Annotated in this window: 11 protein-coding genes; 6 read left to right on the top strand and 5 right to left on the bottom strand. The window is 63.0% G+C overall.

Translation table 11 applies throughout. The annotated features are described in order from the left end of the window. Positions 1 to 28 precede the first annotated feature (28 nt). Entirely contained in the window at positions 29 to 937 is a 909-nt protein-coding gene (locus tag L0U80_RS14145) for an NAD(P)-dependent oxidoreductase (protein ID WP_308444868.1), read from the top strand. Between the two features lie 240 nt (positions 938 to 1,177). Further along, positions 1,178 to 1,543, top strand: coding sequence for a response regulator (locus L0U80_RS14140; protein ID WP_233865017.1), 366 nt, complete (start codon positions 1,178 to 1,180; stop codon positions 1,541 to 1,543). A 263-nt stretch (positions 1,544 to 1,806) separates the two neighbouring features. Here the strand turns inward: L0U80_RS14140 and argC are convergent, their stop codons facing one another. Further along, positions 1,807 to 2,754: an N-acetyl-gamma-glutamyl-phosphate reductase gene (gene argC, locus L0U80_RS14135; RefSeq protein ID WP_233865015.1), complete on the bottom strand. Its 948-nt coding sequence runs from the start codon at positions 2,752 to 2,754 to the stop codon at positions 1,807 to 1,809. A 298-nt stretch (positions 2,755 to 3,052) separates the two neighbouring features. Beyond that, positions 3,053 to 3,643, bottom strand: coding sequence for a YbhB/YbcL family Raf kinase inhibitor-like protein (locus tag L0U80_RS14130; protein WP_373322162.1), 591 nt, complete (start codon positions 3,641 to 3,643; stop codon positions 3,053 to 3,055). A gap of 274 nt (positions 3,644 to 3,917) precedes the next feature. On the opposite strand from L0U80_RS14130, the gene L0U80_RS14125 reads away from it, so the two are divergent. Further along, complete coding sequence (locus L0U80_RS14125; RefSeq protein WP_233865013.1) at positions 3,918 to 4,631, top strand: response regulator; 714 nt, start codon at positions 3,918 to 3,920, stop codon at positions 4,629 to 4,631. Between the two features lie 99 nt (positions 4,632 to 4,730). Here the strand turns inward: L0U80_RS14125 and L0U80_RS14120 are convergent, their stop codons facing one another. Beyond that, positions 4,731 to 5,417 (bottom strand): orotate phosphoribosyltransferase, encoded by a 687-nt coding sequence (locus tag L0U80_RS14120; RefSeq protein ID WP_233865011.1) that lies wholly within the window; start codon positions 5,415 to 5,417, stop codon positions 4,731 to 4,733. Positions 5,418 to 6,207: 790 nt separating this feature from the next. On the opposite strand from L0U80_RS14120, the gene L0U80_RS14115 reads away from it, so the two are divergent. Next, on the top strand, positions 6,208 to 8,493 hold the full coding sequence (locus L0U80_RS14115) for an NADP-dependent malic enzyme (RefSeq protein ID WP_233865009.1): 2,286 nt from the start codon (positions 6,208 to 6,210) through the stop codon (positions 8,491 to 8,493). 106 nt (positions 8,494 to 8,599) lie between these two features. On the opposite strand, the gene L0U80_RS14110 is transcribed toward L0U80_RS14115, so the two are convergent. Next, positions 8,600 to 12,202: an indolepyruvate ferredoxin oxidoreductase family protein gene (locus tag L0U80_RS14110; protein ID WP_233865007.1), complete on the bottom strand. Its 3,603-nt coding sequence runs from the start codon at positions 12,200 to 12,202 to the stop codon at positions 8,600 to 8,602. Positions 12,203 to 12,551: 349 nt separating this feature from the next. Between L0U80_RS14110 and L0U80_RS14105 the strand changes: the two genes are divergently transcribed. Then, positions 12,552 to 12,731 (top strand): hypothetical protein, encoded by a 180-nt coding sequence (locus L0U80_RS14105; RefSeq protein WP_233865005.1) that lies wholly within the window; start codon positions 12,552 to 12,554, stop codon positions 12,729 to 12,731. A gap of 149 nt (positions 12,732 to 12,880) precedes the next feature. Here the strand turns inward: L0U80_RS14105 and hppD are convergent, their stop codons facing one another. After that, entirely contained in the window at positions 12,881 to 13,978 is a 1,098-nt protein-coding gene (gene hppD / locus L0U80_RS14100; RefSeq protein WP_233865003.1) for a 4-hydroxyphenylpyruvate dioxygenase, read from the bottom strand. Positions 13,979 to 14,276: 298 nt separating this feature from the next. On the opposite strand from hppD, the gene L0U80_RS14095 reads away from it, so the two are divergent. Beyond that, positions 14,277 to 14,795 carry an Lrp/AsnC family transcriptional regulator gene (locus tag L0U80_RS14095; RefSeq protein ID WP_233865001.1) on the top strand — a complete coding sequence of 173 codons (519 nt, stop codon included), beginning with the start codon at positions 14,277 to 14,279 and terminating at the stop codon, positions 14,793 to 14,795. Positions 14,796 to 14,857: the final 62 nt, after the last annotated feature.

The raw sequence follows: 14,857 nt of genomic DNA, 5'->3' as shown, positions 1-14,857 counted from the left end.
GTGATCTACTTCCGGTTCTCGACACGAAATACGAAGCACGAAGGAGCATGGGATGGATATCGGATTTATCGGCCTCGGCGATATGGGCAGTGAGATTGCCGCGAATCTGCTGAAGGCGGGACATCGGGTGCGGGTCTGGAACCGGACGCCAGAACGCGCGCAGCCGCTCGTCGCAGCCGGTGCACAGTGGGTCGCCACGCCCGCCGAAGCGTTCGCGGGCGACGCTGTCCTGTCGATGCTGGCCGATGACGCGGCGGTGCGCGACGTCATCGATGCCGCCCTGCTCGACGCGGCGCCGCGCGACATCGTTCACGTGAACATGGCGACGATCTCCGTCGCGCTCGCGGCCCAGCTCACGCGCGAGCATGCCGAACGCGGCCTGCACTATGTGGCGGCACCCGTGCTTGGCCGCCCGGACGCCGCGCGGGCCGCGAAACTCACGATCGTCGCAGCGGGCGCGGCGGTTGCTGTCGACCGTGTGCAGCCGCTCCTCGATGTCGTCGGGCAGAAGACCTGGCGCATCGGCGCGCTGCCGCAGCAGGCAAACGTGATGAAGCTGGCGGCGAATTTCATGCTGGCGTCGGCGGTGGAGACGCTCGGCGAGGCAGCGGCGCTGCTCGCGGGCCATGGCGTTGGCATGCGCGATTTTCTCGACGTCGTGACGGGCGGGCCTTTCCCGGGGCCGGTGTACTTGGGCTACGGCGCGATGATCGCTGAACGGCGCTACGAACCGGCGCTTTTCAAGGCGCGGCTCGGGCTCAAGGACGTGCGGCTCGCGCTCGCGGCGGCGGACGAGGTGTCAGCGCCGATGCCCGTGGCGAGCGTCGTGCGCGACAGCCTGATCGAGGCGGTCGCACACGGCGACGGGGACCGCGATTTCGCGGTGCTCGGGCGGGTTGCGGCACGGCGCGCAGGGCAAACGGTGGGCGACGCATAGGCGCGAGGTAATTGGGATCGTCTGGCCGGACGTACTGTTGACACATGCTTCGGCGGCACCGCAATCCTCATATGAGTGGAGTGCTCGGTGTCGCACTATGTGGGCTGTCGTGGAGCGGCACAATGCCAAACATCTCGCTGGATGACATCGTGAGGCGGGAGGGATCCGGCCTTGCGGCTCGCCGGGGCGAACGGAACAGGGCATGGGTCGAATGACAACCACAATCGCAGGAGAGGGCGGGTGGATACGCGCATCCTGATCGCCGACAACGACGAACAATCACTAACGGGGCTCGGCACGCTGCTCACCGACCTCGATTACCCCATCGCCGTGGCGCGAACACTCGACGACGCGGCGCTGGCTGCCGCGCGCTTCGTACCGGATGTGGCGATCGTCGCGCTGTCGTTGCTGGAGGACGACCCCGCAACGATCGTGCACCGCCTGCGCGACGCTTGCGGTGCGCACTTGCCGCTGCTCATTGCGCTGACGGGCTGGGGCGAAATCCGTAGCCGCGACGAGGCGCTGGCGGCGGGCTTCGATGTCCATCTGGTCCGCCCCGTGGGGCTCGATCAGCTCACGTTCATTCTCTCGATGAGCGGCCGGTAGGGCCGGTGTTGCAAAAGAGCAACATGCGGGTCCGTACTACTTTACATGTTGCGTTGCACCACGTTTGTCGATATACTTGTTCCTGTCTCCTCCATGTCTCCTCTGATATGGATTCAGCCCGCCAACTTGGCGGGCTTTTTTTCGTCCGTAGGTTTTGCGCGCGCGTTTCGTCGCCTAAAGGCAGCGCGCATAAAAAAACCGGCTCTTCTTAGAGCCGGTTTTGCTTTGCACCGCCTGGAGCAAACCCCCAAACGCAATGCCGATCAGCGCTTCAGGCCAGTTTCTTCCGGCGCGCCGATGGCGAGGTTCATGCACTGGATCGCTGCGCCCGAAGCGCCCTTGCCCAGATTGTCGAGGCGAGCGAGCGTCACGAATTGCTCATCGTTGCCGAACACGAACAGGTCGACGCGGTTTGTGTCGTTGTTCGCCTGGACGTCGAAGGCACCGTTGTCGAGATTTTCATCGGCGTTGAATGGCGCCACGCGCACGAACTGCTCGCCCGCATAGTATTCAGCGAAGAGCGCCTGCACGTCCTGCGGTTTCGCACGCCGCGTGAGCTGCTTCGGCGAGAAATAGGTCGTGACCACGAGGCCCTTGTAGAACGGACCGACGATCGGCGTGAACACCGGCGCGGACGAAAGACCGCCGTGCGCGGCCATCTCCGGCAGGTGCTTGTGCGTGAGTCCGAGCGCGTAGGGGCGCGGGCTCATCAGCTTCGCGTTGTCGCCTGCTTCGTACTCCGCAATCATTTTCTTGCCGCCGCCGCTGTAGCCGGTCAGCGAGTAGGCGTGCGCGGCGAAATCGGGCGCGACGAGACCGGCCTCGACGAGCGGGCGCATGGCGAGGACGAACGCCGAAGCGTGGCAGCCCGGCACGGCAATCCGCTTCGCATTGCGCACGCGCTCACGCTGCGCGCGGGTGAGTTCGGGCAGGCCGTAGGCCCAGTCGGCGCTCGTGCGAAACGCGGTGCTTGCATCGATCAGCACGGTGCGATCGTTATCGACCAGCGACGCCGATTCGCGCGATGCGACATCGGGCAGGCAGAGGAACGTAACGTCCGAGGCGTTGATGAGGCGACGGCGTTCCTCGACGTCCTTGCGCTTTGCATCGTCGATACGCAGGATCTCGACGTCGGCGCGCGCTGACAGGTATTCGAAAATCTTCAGGCCGGTCGTGCCTTCCTGTCCGTCGACAAAAACTTTCGTGCTCATCTCAATCTCTCTGAACGCGGGGATTACGGGACGCTGGCGCAACGGGGTGACCCGTCCGGCGCCGGAACGGTATTTTAAAACTGGATACGCTTGAACGTGCGGACCGTGTCGGAAAAAATTGGGAGTTTCCCGGACGGAAGGGCGCTGGCGCGCTGATTCGAGCGTGGTCGCAGACGACGCAACGCGCGGCGTCGCCGATCCTGACCGTTTCTACTGCGCCCGCTCCTACGCGCATCGGACCGGGCGATTGACTGACTACCGGTGACGCAATCGCGAATGCTCGCAGGCAAGAAGCCGTTCAGCGTCCATAAGTGACCGTGATTTGCGCGCTGCCGAGTGCTGACCCCGTTATCTCGTGGTCGAACATTGCGGCCGGGCGGCCTGGCGGGAGTCCGAGCCGGTCGATGCGGAGTGCGTACACGGTGACCACGTAGCGATGGGGCTTGCCGGCAGGCGGACATGGGCCGCCGTAGCCGTCGGTACTGAAGTCGTTACGCGCCTCGACGGCACCGACCGACTTCACCGCGCCCGATGCACTCGCGTTCTCGGGCAGTGTCGTCACGCCCGCCGGAATGTCTGCGACCGCCCAGTGCCACCAGCCGTGGCCGGGCGCGTCGGGATCGAACATCGTGACGGCGAAACTGCGCGTGCCCGCCGGCGCGTTTCGCCACGTCAGTTGCGGCGAGCGGTTGCCTCCGTCACAACCTGCCTCGTTGAAGACCTGCGCTGTGTTGACACGCCCGCCGTCGTGGAATGCCGTGCTAGAAAGCGAAAACATTTCGCCTGCGTAAGCGATGCCATATGCATGAGCGATGAGCGTCATCGCCGCACAACGCGAGACGAGCTGAAGGCAGCGTGAACGCGGCTGGCTGGTGTGGACACGAACCATTGATCAGCCCTCCTGCATGGATAGACGTCAAACGCTGCACACGATCATCTGACGGGGCATTTCGAATTGTGTTCCAGATCGGAGTTGATCCAATATAGCGGTATTTCGAAAAAACGTTTCGTTTCACTGATCATGTCGCGCTGACGGAACTCCGCTATCGTCGCGTGCTCCCCTGGTTGCCAATCTGGATAGCTTGTTGTGCCAGGCTTTCACGTGCTCAATGTGCGAGGGTGACTTTATCGGAAGAGAGACGGATAGCCTTCACGGAGGGGTAATGCAGCAGCAAATCAGGGTCGTGGTTGCCGACGACCATCCGGTCATCTTGTTCGGTGCGGAAAGTGCGCTACTCAAGTTTCCGGGTATTCAGGTCGTCGAGCGTGCGCGCCAGTCCACCGAGCTGGTCAAGGTGCTGCAAACGACTCAGTGCGACGTGCTCGTCACCGACCTTGCCATGCCGGGTGGGCAGTACGGCGACGGCTTGCCGCTTGTCGGCTATCTGCGCCGCAATTTTCCTGGCATCCCCATCGTCGTCCTGACGATGCTCGAAAATCCTGCACTGCTCAAGCGGTTGCGCGAACTGGGTGCTATCGGCGTTGTACACAAATCGGACGACCTGAGTCACATCGGGCTCGCGATTCAGCATGTGAGCCGCAAGCTCGAATATTTGAGTCCGCAGGTCAAAGTGGCCCTGGAGTCATTGCGCCTGAACAGCGGTGGCAAGAACGACGAAGTGATTCTCTCCAAACGCGAACTCGAGGTGGTGCGGCTCTTCGTTTCGGGCCTGACCATCAAGGAGATTTCGGAGAAGCTGAACCGCAGCATCAAGACGATCAGCACGCAGAAAAACACTGCGCTGCGCAAGTTGGGGCTCGATCGCGATTCCGAACTGTTCCAGTACGCGCAAAGCAACGGGCTCCTGAATCTTTCTTCGCACGTCGTCGATGAATCGGGCACGGCGGAGCTGGGCGCCGACCCAATGGACGACTGAGCGCGATTTGTTGCGCATAAAAAAAGCCCTCTGTCGCAGGACAGAGGGCTTTTGTTTTGCATGGCGCGCCGGCTTGTCGTCGCGCGCCGAGCGGTGGCGTTACTGCGGTGCTGCAGTCGCGCCGCCGTGCGCTGCCGACCATTCGGCAGGCGCATGCAGGAATTTCTCGACTTCGTCGAGCGTCTTCGTTTCGAAGTAGCCCGATTCCTTCGCGACGCGCAGCACGTCCCACCAGGTGGCGAGTGCGTGCAGGTCGACGTCGATGTCCTTCAGGACCGAAACGCTTTCCTTGAAGATGTTGTAGTGGAACAGCACGAAGCAGTGGTTCACCGTCGCGCCGGCCGTGCGCAGCGCATTGATGAAGTTGATCTTGCTGCGGCTGTCGGTGGTCAGGTCTTCGACGAGCAGCACGCGCTGGCCTTCGGTGACGAGACCCTCGATTTGCGCGTTGCGGCCAAAGCCCTTCGGCTTCTTGCGCACGTACTGCATCGGCACCATCAGGCGGTCCGACAGCCAGGCGGCGAACGGAATGCCTGCGGTTTCGCCGCCGGCAACGGCGTCGATCTGCTCGTAACCGACGTCGCGCAGGATCGTGGCTTCGGCCATTTCCATCAGGCCGCGGCGCACGCGCGGATACGAGATCAGCTTGCGGCAGTCGATGTAGACCGGGCTCGCCCAGCCGGAGGTGAAGATGAAGGGCTTTTCGGCGTTGAAGTGCACGGCCTTCACTTCGAGCAGCATTTTGGCGGTCGTGTCCGAGATCGTCTGGCGATCGTAGCCTGTCATGGGCGAATCCTTGGATATGAGAGCGAGGGCAGGGCGGGCGCTGTGCGGCCCATTACGTCAGGTGGCGCTGGCACGGTGAATCCGGATGTCTGGCATCGGGACCCGCGGTGCGCGGCCCGGATGGCATTGGTCGCCCGACTTTCGTCTGGGGCGGCCCGTTGCGTTGGTTCATCCGTTCGGTCCGGGCGGCTTCTCTTGCGCGCGTAGCCCAGCATTTTACCTGACTTGACGTGCAGCGACGAGTCGGGCGCACCGTGCGGCGGTGGTTGAAGTGGAAGGCAGTCGTATTTTGGGGGGCAATCATCGCGTGACGGTGTAGCCCGTGTTGTGGCACGTTTTTTCTCTCGCTGTTGTGACCGCACATGCTCGTCATAACACTCACGCCGGTTTTTTGGGGCCAGCGTCCGGTCGTCCACGCGATGCACTCGCGAATGGCGTTTTTCCATCCGCCGCGTCTCCTGCAGCGTCTGCCACCCGTCAGCGCGGCCACGCCAGCACGCATTTCCGGGCTTGATGACCCTGCCGATTCGCTTGCCGCGCGCGTCGGTAAAAGCGTCGAGGCGCCATACCGCGCAAGGGTGCCAGACCCACGTTCCTACCCCTTCGCGGGGTGTACACTAATCGCCCCCGCCAATTCACCCTCGTCGTATCGCGGTCTGTTCCAGGGTTGCTCGTCGGCACACGTCCGGCGCGCGGGCCAGTGCGGGCGAATCCTTGAGAACAGCCAGCGAAGCGGCGGGTCTACGAGTATTAGACGATTCATGTCTCTCACGTCCAGGCAGGCCTGAAAATGGATGAACAACTGAAACAAAGCGCGCTCGCTTATCACCAGAATCCCAAGCCCGGCAAGATTTCGGTGACGCCGACGAAGCCGCTCTCGAACCAGCTCGATCTTTCGCTCGCGTATTCGCCGGGCGTCGCCGCAGCCTGCGAAGCGATTCACGCCGATCCGCTCGACGCGCAAAAGTACACGTCGCGCGGCAACCTCGTCGGCGTCATCACGAATGGCACGGCCGTGCTCGGCCTCGGCAACATCGGTCCACTCGCGGCGAAGCCGGTGATGGAAGGTAAGGGCTGTCTCTTCAAGAAGTTCGCGGGCATCGATGTCTTCGACATCGAACTCAGCGAGTCGGACCCGGACAAGCTCGTCGAAGCCATCGCGATGCTCGAGCCGACGCTCGGCGGCATCAATCTCGAAGACATCAAGGCGCCCGAGTGCTTCTACATCGAGCAGAAGCTGCGCGAGCGCATGAAGATCCCCGTCTTCCACGACGACCAGCACGGCACGGCGATCATCGCCTCCGCGGCGATCCTCAACGGCCTGAAGGTCGTGGGCAAGAATCTCGGCGATGTGAAGCTCGTCTGTTCGGGCGCCGGTGCGGCAGCGATCGCGTGTCTGGACCTGCTTGTGAAGCTCGGCCTGAAGAAAGAGAACATCCTCGTTGCCGACTCGAAGGGCGTGATCTACGAAGGGCGTGGCAATCTCGATCCGTCGAAGGCGCGCTATGCGGCCAACACCGAGGCGCGCACGCTCGGTGACGCCACGAAGGCCGCCGACGTGTTCCTCGGATGTTCGGGCGCGGGTGTGCTCAAGCCCGAGATGGTCAAGGACATGGCCAACAAGCCGCTGATCCTTGCGCTTGCGAATCCGGAGCCGGAAATCCGCCCGGAAGAGGCGAAGAAGGTGCGCCCGGATGCGATCATCGCGACAGGCCGTTCGGACTATCCGAACCAGGTCAACAACGTGCTGTGCTTCCCGTTCATCTTCCGCGGCGCGCTCGACGTGGGCGCGACGACCATCACCGAAGAGATGAAGCTCGCGTGCGTGCGCGCGATCGCCGAACTCGCGGAAGAAGCCGACCAGGGCGACGAAGTGGCGAAGGCCTATGAAGGTCATACGCTCGAATTCGGTCCTGAGTACCTGATTCCGAAGCCCTTCGATCCACGTCTCATCATCAAGATCGCGCCGGCGGTTGCGCAGGCCGCGATGGATTCGGGCGTCGCGACGCGTCCGATCGCCGACATGGACGCTTACCGCGAGCAACTTGGCGCGACCGTCTATCGCTCGGGCATGGTGATGCGTCCGGTGTTCGCCGCTGCGAAAGCGAGCCAGGCACGCATCGTGTTTGCCGAGGGCGAGGACGAGCGCGTGCTGCGCGCCGCCCAGTTCGTGCTCCACGAAAAGATCGCGAAGCCGATCCTCGTGGGCCGTCCGTCCGTGGTGGAAATGCGCCTGAAGAAGATGGGCTCGAGGCTGCGTCCTGGCACTGATTTCGAAATCGTCGATCCGGAAGACGATCCGCGCTTCCAGAAGAGCTGGCAGGCGTATCAGCACCTGGGTGCGCGCCAGGGCGTCACGCCCGAGGTGGCGAAGGCCGCGATGCGCAAGTTCAATACGCTGATCGGCGCGATGCTCGTGCATCTCGGCGACGCGGACGGCATGATCTGCGGTCTCGTGAACAGCTTCGACTTCCACTTGAAGTTCATCGAGCAAGTGCTGGGCAAGGCCGTCGACGCCGCGAACTACGCGGCCATGAACCTGCTGATGCTGCCGGGTCGCAATCTGTTCATCTCCGACACGTATGTGAACGAAGTGCCGAGTGCCGAGCAACTCGCCGACATGACGATCCTCGCCGCGCGTGAAATCGAGAAGTTCGGCATCACGCCGAAGGTCGCGCTCGTTTCCAGCTCGAACTTCGGCAGCGTGCGTTCGTCGACGTCGCAGCGCATGCAGGCGGCGCGCGAGCTGATCGCACAGCGCGCACCGCAGCTCGAAGTGGACGGCGAAATGCACGGCGATGCGGCGCTTTCGGAACTGATCCGCAAGCAGTCGTTCCCGGGCACGACGCTCACGGGCGAAGCGAACCTGCTCATCATGCCGAACGTGGAAGCGGCGAACATCGCGTACAACCTGCTGAAGGTGATCGGCGGTGAAGGCGTGACGGTGGGGCCGTTCCTGCTTGGCGCGTCGAGGCCGGTGCACATCCTCACGCCGGCGGCGACCGTGCGACGCGTCATCAACATGACGGCTGTCGCGTCGGCGAACGCTGCGGTGAGGAAGTCGGCGGCATCGTGATACGTGAGGGTCGGCGCAAATGACTGCGTCTGATCCTGGCGTTCAATGAAAAGGGCGCTCCGTTTTCAGGAGCGCCCTTTGTTTTTGCTGTACCGCTGATGCGTCGTCAGGCAGCGTTACGCGCGGCACCACCCTGCGGCGAGCGCCACTTATCGAGGAGTGCGGCCCACTTCGCGCGCACAGCCGTGAGGTTGTTCTCCTTCACGTGGCCGTAGCCGCGAATCCCGTCGGGCAGGCTCGCCAGTTCGACCGCGAGCGCGATATTCCCTGCGTTCAGCCCGCTCGTCAGTTCGCGGACCAGCGCTTCATACTCGACAATCAGCGCGCGTTCATGACGCCGCTCCGCCGTGCGGCCGAACGGATCGAGCGCCGTGCCGCGCAGGAACTTCAGCTTCGCAAGCACGCGCATCGCGGTGAGCATGCGCGGGCCGTACTGCTTCTTCAGCAGATGGCCCTTGTCGTCGTGCTTCGCGAACGTCGGCGGCGCGAGGTGGAAATTGAGCTTCCAGTCGCCTTCGAAGCTCGCTTTCAACTTCTCGATGAACGCCGGATCGGCATACAGACGCGCAACTTCGTATTCGTCCTTGTACGCCATCAGCTTGTGCAGGTTCTTCGCGACGGCTTCGGTTAGCGCGAACTGGCCATCCGTGCGCTCGAGCTTGCTTTCCGCCGCGCGCACGTCCGCGACCAGCGCGCGATAACGCGATGCGTACGCGTCGTTCTGGTACGCCGTTAGGTATTGCACGCGCTTGTCGATCAGCGCGTCGAGCGCCTTCGGTGTATGCAGCGAGACGATCTTCGCGCCGCTCTCCATCGCCTGGGCGTTCTGCTTCGTCGACGGCTTCTTCACTAGCGCATCGACGGCGGCTCGATCGTGCGCCACGCGGCGACCCCATTCGAACGCGGCGAGGTTCTTCTCCACCTGCACAGCGTTCAGTTCGATCGCACGCGTGAGCGACTCGTGCGTGAGCGGCAGCCAACCGCGTTGCCACGCGTAACCGAGCACGAACGGGTTCGTGTAGATCGCATCGCCGAGCAGTGTGAACGCGTAGTGGTTCGCATCAACGGCTGCGACGCAGTCCGAACCTGCCGCGGCGCGCACATCGGCTTCGGTGTTCGAGCCGGGGAATTGCCAGTTTGGATTCTTGATGAACTCGGCGGTCGGCGTGGGCGCGCTGTTGAGCACGACCCGCGTCTGGCCTTCCTGCATGCGCGAGACACATTCGTCGCTGGCGGTCACGATGGCATCGCAGCCAATCACGAGCTTCGCCTCACCCATGGCGATGCGCGTCGCGTGGATGTCGTCGGGCCGACTTGCGATCTGTACGTGGCTCATCACCGCGCCGCCCTTCTGCGCGAGGCCGGTCACGTCGAGTACGGTCACGCCCTTGTTTTCGATGTGCGCGGCCATGCCGAGCAGCGCGCCGATCGTCACGACGCCGGTGCCGCCCACGCCCGTCACGAGCACGCCATACGGTTGCGCGAGCGCGGGAATATCGGGCGTCGGCACGGACGGCATCGTCTCCTTCGCGGCGCTGCTCGCGTTCGGCTTGCGCAACTGTCCACCCTCGACCGTGACGAAGCTCGGGCAGAAGCCCTTCACGCACGAGAAGTCCTTGTTGCAGGTCGACTGGTTGATCTGGCGCTTCGTGCCGTACTCAGTTTCGAGTGGCTCGACCGACAGGCAGTTCGACTGGACCGAACAGTCGCCGCATCCTTCGCAGACGGCTTCGTTGATCACGACACGCTTCGCCGGGTCCGGATACGTGCCGCGCTTGCGGCGGCGGCGCTTCTCGGTGGCGCAGGTCTGGTCGTAGATCAGGATCGACGTGCCGGAGACCTCGCGCAGTTCGCGCTGAATCGCATCGAGCTGGTCCCGGTGATGGATCGTGACACCCGGCGCGAGCGACGTCACGCCGTCGTACTTTTCCGGTTCGTCCGTGACGATCACGATCTTCGCGGCGCCTTCCGCGGCGAGTTGATGCGTGATCTGCGGCACCGTGAGCACGCCGTCGACGGGCTGGCCGCCCGTCATGGCAACGGCGTCGTTGTAGAGAATCTTGTAGGTGATGTTCGCCTTCGACGCGATCGCCGCGCGAATCGCGAGCAGACCGGAGTGGAAATAGGTGCCGTCGCCGAGGTTGGCGAACACGTGCTTGTCGTTCGTGAACGGCGCCTGACCGACCCACGCCACGCCTTCGCCGCCCATCTGGCTGAAGGTGCTGGTGCTGCGGTCCATCCAGACGGTCATGTAGTGGCAGCCGATGCCCGCCATCGCACGCGAGCCTTCGGGCACGTTCGTCGACGTATTGTGCGGACAGCCCGAGCAGAACCACGGCTTGCGTTCGACCTGCACGCGCGGCTTCGCAAGCGCCTTCTCCTTGGCCTCGATCACGGCGATGCGCGATGCGATGCGCGCGCGCACGTCGGAGGGAAGCTCGAACTTTTCGAGTCGCGTGGCGATCGCCTTCGCGATGATCGCGGGCGAGAGTTCGTAGTGCGCGGGCAGGAGCCAGTTGCCCATCGGCACTGACCATTCGCCGCCGGCGCCGTCCTTCTCGTCGAACTTGCCGTACACGCGCGGACGCTGCGCGTCGGGCCAGTTGTACAGCTCTTCCTTGATCGCGTATTCGAGGATCTGGCGCTTTTCCTCGACGACGAGAATCTCTTCGAGCCCGCGCGCGAACGCCTGTGCGCCCTGCGCTTCGAGCGGCCACACGCAGCCGACCTTATAGAGCCGCACGCCGATGCGCGAGCAGGTTTCGTCGTCGAGACCGAGGTCGGTGAGCGCCTGGCGCACATCCAGATACGCCTTGCCGCCGGTCATGATGCCGAAGCGCGCGTGCGGCGAATCGATTTCGACACGGTCGAGCTTGTTGGCCCGGACGTAAGCGAGGCCCGCGTACCACTTGTAGTCGAGCAGACGTGCTTCCTGCACGAGCGGCGGATCGGGCCAGCGGATATTCAGACCGCCTTCGGGCAAGACGAAATCGGTCGGCAGAATGATGTTGGTGCGATGCGGATCGATTTCGACCGAAGCCGACGACTCAACCACATCGGTCACGCACTTCATGGCGACCCAGAGGCCGGAGTAGCGGCTCATGGCCCAGCCGTGCAGGCCGAAGTCGAGGTATTCCTGAACGTTCGACGGGAACAGCACCGGCAGGCCGCAGGCCTTGAAGATGTGCTCCGACTGGTGCGCGAGCGTCGAGGACTTGGCGGCGTGGTCGTCGCCGGCGAGCACGAGGACGCCGCCGTGACGCGACGAGCCAGCCGAGTTGCCGTGCTTGAGAACGTCGCCGCTGCGATCGACGCCGGGGCCCTTGCCGTACCACATCGAGAAAACGCCGTCGTATTTCGCCGATGGGTACAGGTTCACCTGCTGCGACCCCCAGACGGCGGTGGCGGCGAGGTCTTCGTTGATGCCGGGTTGAAAGACGATCTGGTGGTCGGCGAGATGCTGTTTGGCCTTCCAGAGCGACTGGTCCAGACTGCCGAGCGGAGAGCCGCGATAACCGGAGATGAATCCCGCCGTGTTGAGACTGGCGGCTCTGTCGCGTTCTCGTTGCAGCATCGGCAGGCGGACCAGCGCCTGGATGCCGCTCATGTACGCGCGGCCGCGATCGAGCGTGTATTTGTCGTCGAGCGTGACGGAAGCTAGCGCGGCTTCGAGCGAAGCACGCTGACCAGCGTCGAGCGGGGCATTCATTATGTGTACTCCTCCACCATAGTCTTGGGATCACCACAGATCTTCGTACCTCGGCATCTTGTGAATGCTCCGGCCCGGGGCGCCATATTGGCGTGTTTTTACCGATGGTAGCACTGGGGCAAACCCGCCGCTTCGCGTCAGAAATCGCCGCTTCGGACTCGGATTCCGCCAGACGTTTGTAACAAATAGCGTATCGGAATGCGACTTCGCGTAACAGCGTGTAAATCCTGCCCTATCGGGGAACTGGACTTGATATTCCTGTCTAATCACCTCACCTGTGCGTTTCGCGCAGCGCCCCAGGCGGTAAATGGGGTACTACCGCAACAGGCAGTTTGAAAAAGGAGTCAGCATGAACCATCGAAATATCCAGGCGTTCCTGACGGTTTCGGCCGCATTCTTCGCGATGAACGCCCCGCTGCAAGCGCACGCGGGCAGCCAGGGCGTAACGGGTCCAACGGCCCGTGTCGCGCAGTGCGTGAGAGCCGACGTCGGCGCCACGACGGCGTCAAAAGCCGGCCAGCAATCCTGATGATTTCCACGATGCCGCGCTGATCCGCGCGACATTCCACGTACCAGATCCCGCGGCCGGGTGCGGCAGCGGGTTTCGAAAAGACGCAAATGACGAGAAGGGCGAAAATCGCGAGGTTTTCGCCCTTTTTGTTTGTAGTTTGACGGCGGTTACGACTTGTCCTGCACCACGCCGCGACGAATCTGGTCGAGTTCGATCGATTCGAAAAGCGCCTTGAAATTCCCCTCGCCGAAACCCTGATTGCCCTTGCGCTGGATGATCTCGAAGAAGATCGGGCCGATCTGGTTTTCGGTGAAGATCTGCAGCAGCAGGTCGTCGGGCGCGCCGTCGATCAGGATCTTGCGCTTCTTCAGTTCGGCGAGCGGCTCGCCGTGATCCGGAATTCGGCGATCCACGAGCTCGTAGTACGTGTCGATCGTGTCGAGCAGCGCGATGTTCGAGGCGCGCAGGCCATCGACGGTCCGGTAGATGTCGTTGGTGCCGAGCGCGATGTGCTGGATGCCTTCGCCGTGATACGCGTCGAGATACTCCTGAATCTGACCAGCCGTTTCCGACCCTTCCTCGTTGATCGGAATGCGGATCTTGCCGCATGGCGACGTCATCGCCTTCGACTTCACGCCAGTCACCTTGCCTTCGATGTCGAAGTAGCGGATTTCGCGGAAGTTGAAGAGGCGTTCATAGAATTCGGCCCACTCGTTCATGCGGCCGCGGTGGACGTTGTGCGTGAGGTGGTCGATGTAGGTGAGGCCGTTGCCTGCCGGATTCTGATCCGCGCCGGGGATCGGTTCGAAATCGACGTCGTAGATGCTGATATCGCCGATGCTGCCGGGCGTCGCGCCATTCTTGCCGCGCCAGCGGTCGACGAAATAGATCAGCGAGTCACCGATCCCCTTGATCGCCGGGATGTTCAGCTCCATCGGGCCAGTCTTGTTGTCGAAGCCCCAGGCGCCGCGGTCGAGCGCGTGTTTGTACGCTTTCGCCGCATCCTGCACGCGAAACGCGATTGCGCAGATCGACGGACCGTGCAGACGCGCGAAGCGCTGGGCGAACGAATCGGGTTCGGCATTGACGATGAAGTTGATCGTGCCCTGGCGATACAGCGTCACGTTCTTGTGGCGGTGGCGCGCGATGGCGGTGAAGCCCATCCGCTCGAACAGCTTGCCGAGCGCCTTGGGGTCTGGCGCGGTGTACTCGATGAACTCAAAACCGTCGGTGCCGACGGGGTTATCCCAGATGGGGACCTGCATGGTTGTCTCCTGTGTGTCGGCGAGAGTTGGCGTGTCGGCGCGGGTTATCGCTTCGGTATTCACTCCGGCACCACGCCCAATGGGCGTGACGACCGAAGTAAGGGCTCTAGCCTTGCTCCAATCCCATGCCTTAAAAGGCGACCGAACGCCGTCACTGCGATCGCACGAAATACTTGCGCTCGATCAATCTCGTGTGGGCAGTGTAGTCGTCGGGCGAGGGCGAAAATATGCGAAATAAAGCGTCATTCGGAGAGCCTGCGCTATAAAATTCCAGAATCAATATATCGGATGGCAGAACATGGCGAGCATCGAGCTGGACGCAATCGACCGCCGGATCCTGGCGATTCTTCAGGAGAACGGGCGGCTGTCGAATCAGGAAATTGCGGAGCGCGTGAACCTGTCGCCGAGCCCCTGCTTGCGCCGCATCCGGCGGCTGGAGGAGAGCGGGGTGATTCGCGGCTATGTGGCGCTGCTCGATGCGCAGAAGCTCGGGCTCGACCTGTTGGCCTACGTGAGCGTGAGACTGGAAAAGCGCGGCGGCCTCGCCGTGAGCGCGGCGCGCGAAGGGCCCGCGGGTCGCGCCGGTGCGACGCATGCCGAGCTGTTTCGCGCCGCGGTGCAGACCTGGCCCGAGGTCGTGGCGTGCCACGCGATGACCGGCGACATGGACTTTCTGTTGCGCGTGCAAGTGGAAGACATGGCGCATTTCTCGCGGTTCGTGCAGGACCAGTTGCTGCACCATCCGTCGGTGATCGACGTGAAATCGAGCTTTTCGCTCGACACGTTCAAGGAAACGACGGCGCTGCCGATTCGCTAGAGATAGAGGGCGCAGAAACAAAAAAGCGGCCGAAGCCGCTTTTTTCGCTAATAGAGGTGCTG

Origin of the sequence: Paraburkholderia adhaesiva (assembly GCF_021390575.1) — a bacterium.
GTDB classification, from domain to species: domain Bacteria; phylum Pseudomonadota; class Gammaproteobacteria; order Burkholderiales; family Burkholderiaceae; genus Paraburkholderia; species Paraburkholderia adhaesiva.
Note: the sequence above shows the minus strand (reverse complement) of the source record. Positions and strands in the feature narration are given on the sequence as shown.

What these genes read in the sequence shown, in the direction of transcription:
- argC (WP_233865015.1), bottom strand. Translation starts at nt 2,754, where the DNA reads ATGAGCACGAAAGTTTTTGTCGACGGACAGGAAGGCACGACCGGCCTG.
- L0U80_RS14130 (WP_373322162.1), bottom strand. Translation starts at nt 3,643, where the DNA reads ATGGTTCGTGTCCACACCAGCCAGCCGCGTTCACGCTGCCTTCAGCTC.
- L0U80_RS14125 (WP_233865013.1), top strand. Translation starts at nt 3,918, where the DNA reads ATGCAGCAGCAAATCAGGGTCGTGGTTGCCGACGACCATCCGGTCATC.
- L0U80_RS14120 (WP_233865011.1), bottom strand. Translation starts at nt 5,417, where the DNA reads ATGACAGGCTACGATCGCCAGACGATCTCGGACACGACCGCCAAAATG.
- L0U80_RS14115 (WP_233865009.1), top strand. Translation starts at nt 6,208, where the DNA reads ATGGATGAACAACTGAAACAAAGCGCGCTCGCTTATCACCAGAATCCC.
- L0U80_RS14110 (WP_233865007.1), bottom strand. Translation starts at nt 12,202, where the DNA reads ATGAATGCCCCGCTCGACGCTGGTCAGCGTGCTTCGCTCGAAGCCGCG.
- L0U80_RS14105 (WP_233865005.1), top strand. Translation starts at nt 12,552, where the DNA reads ATGAACCATCGAAATATCCAGGCGTTCCTGACGGTTTCGGCCGCATTC.
- hppD (WP_233865003.1), bottom strand. Translation starts at nt 13,978, where the DNA reads ATGCAGGTCCCCATCTGGGATAACCCCGTCGGCACCGACGGTTTTGAG.
- L0U80_RS14095 (WP_233865001.1), top strand. Translation starts at nt 14,277, where the DNA reads ATGGCGAGCATCGAGCTGGACGCAATCGACCGCCGGATCCTGGCGATT.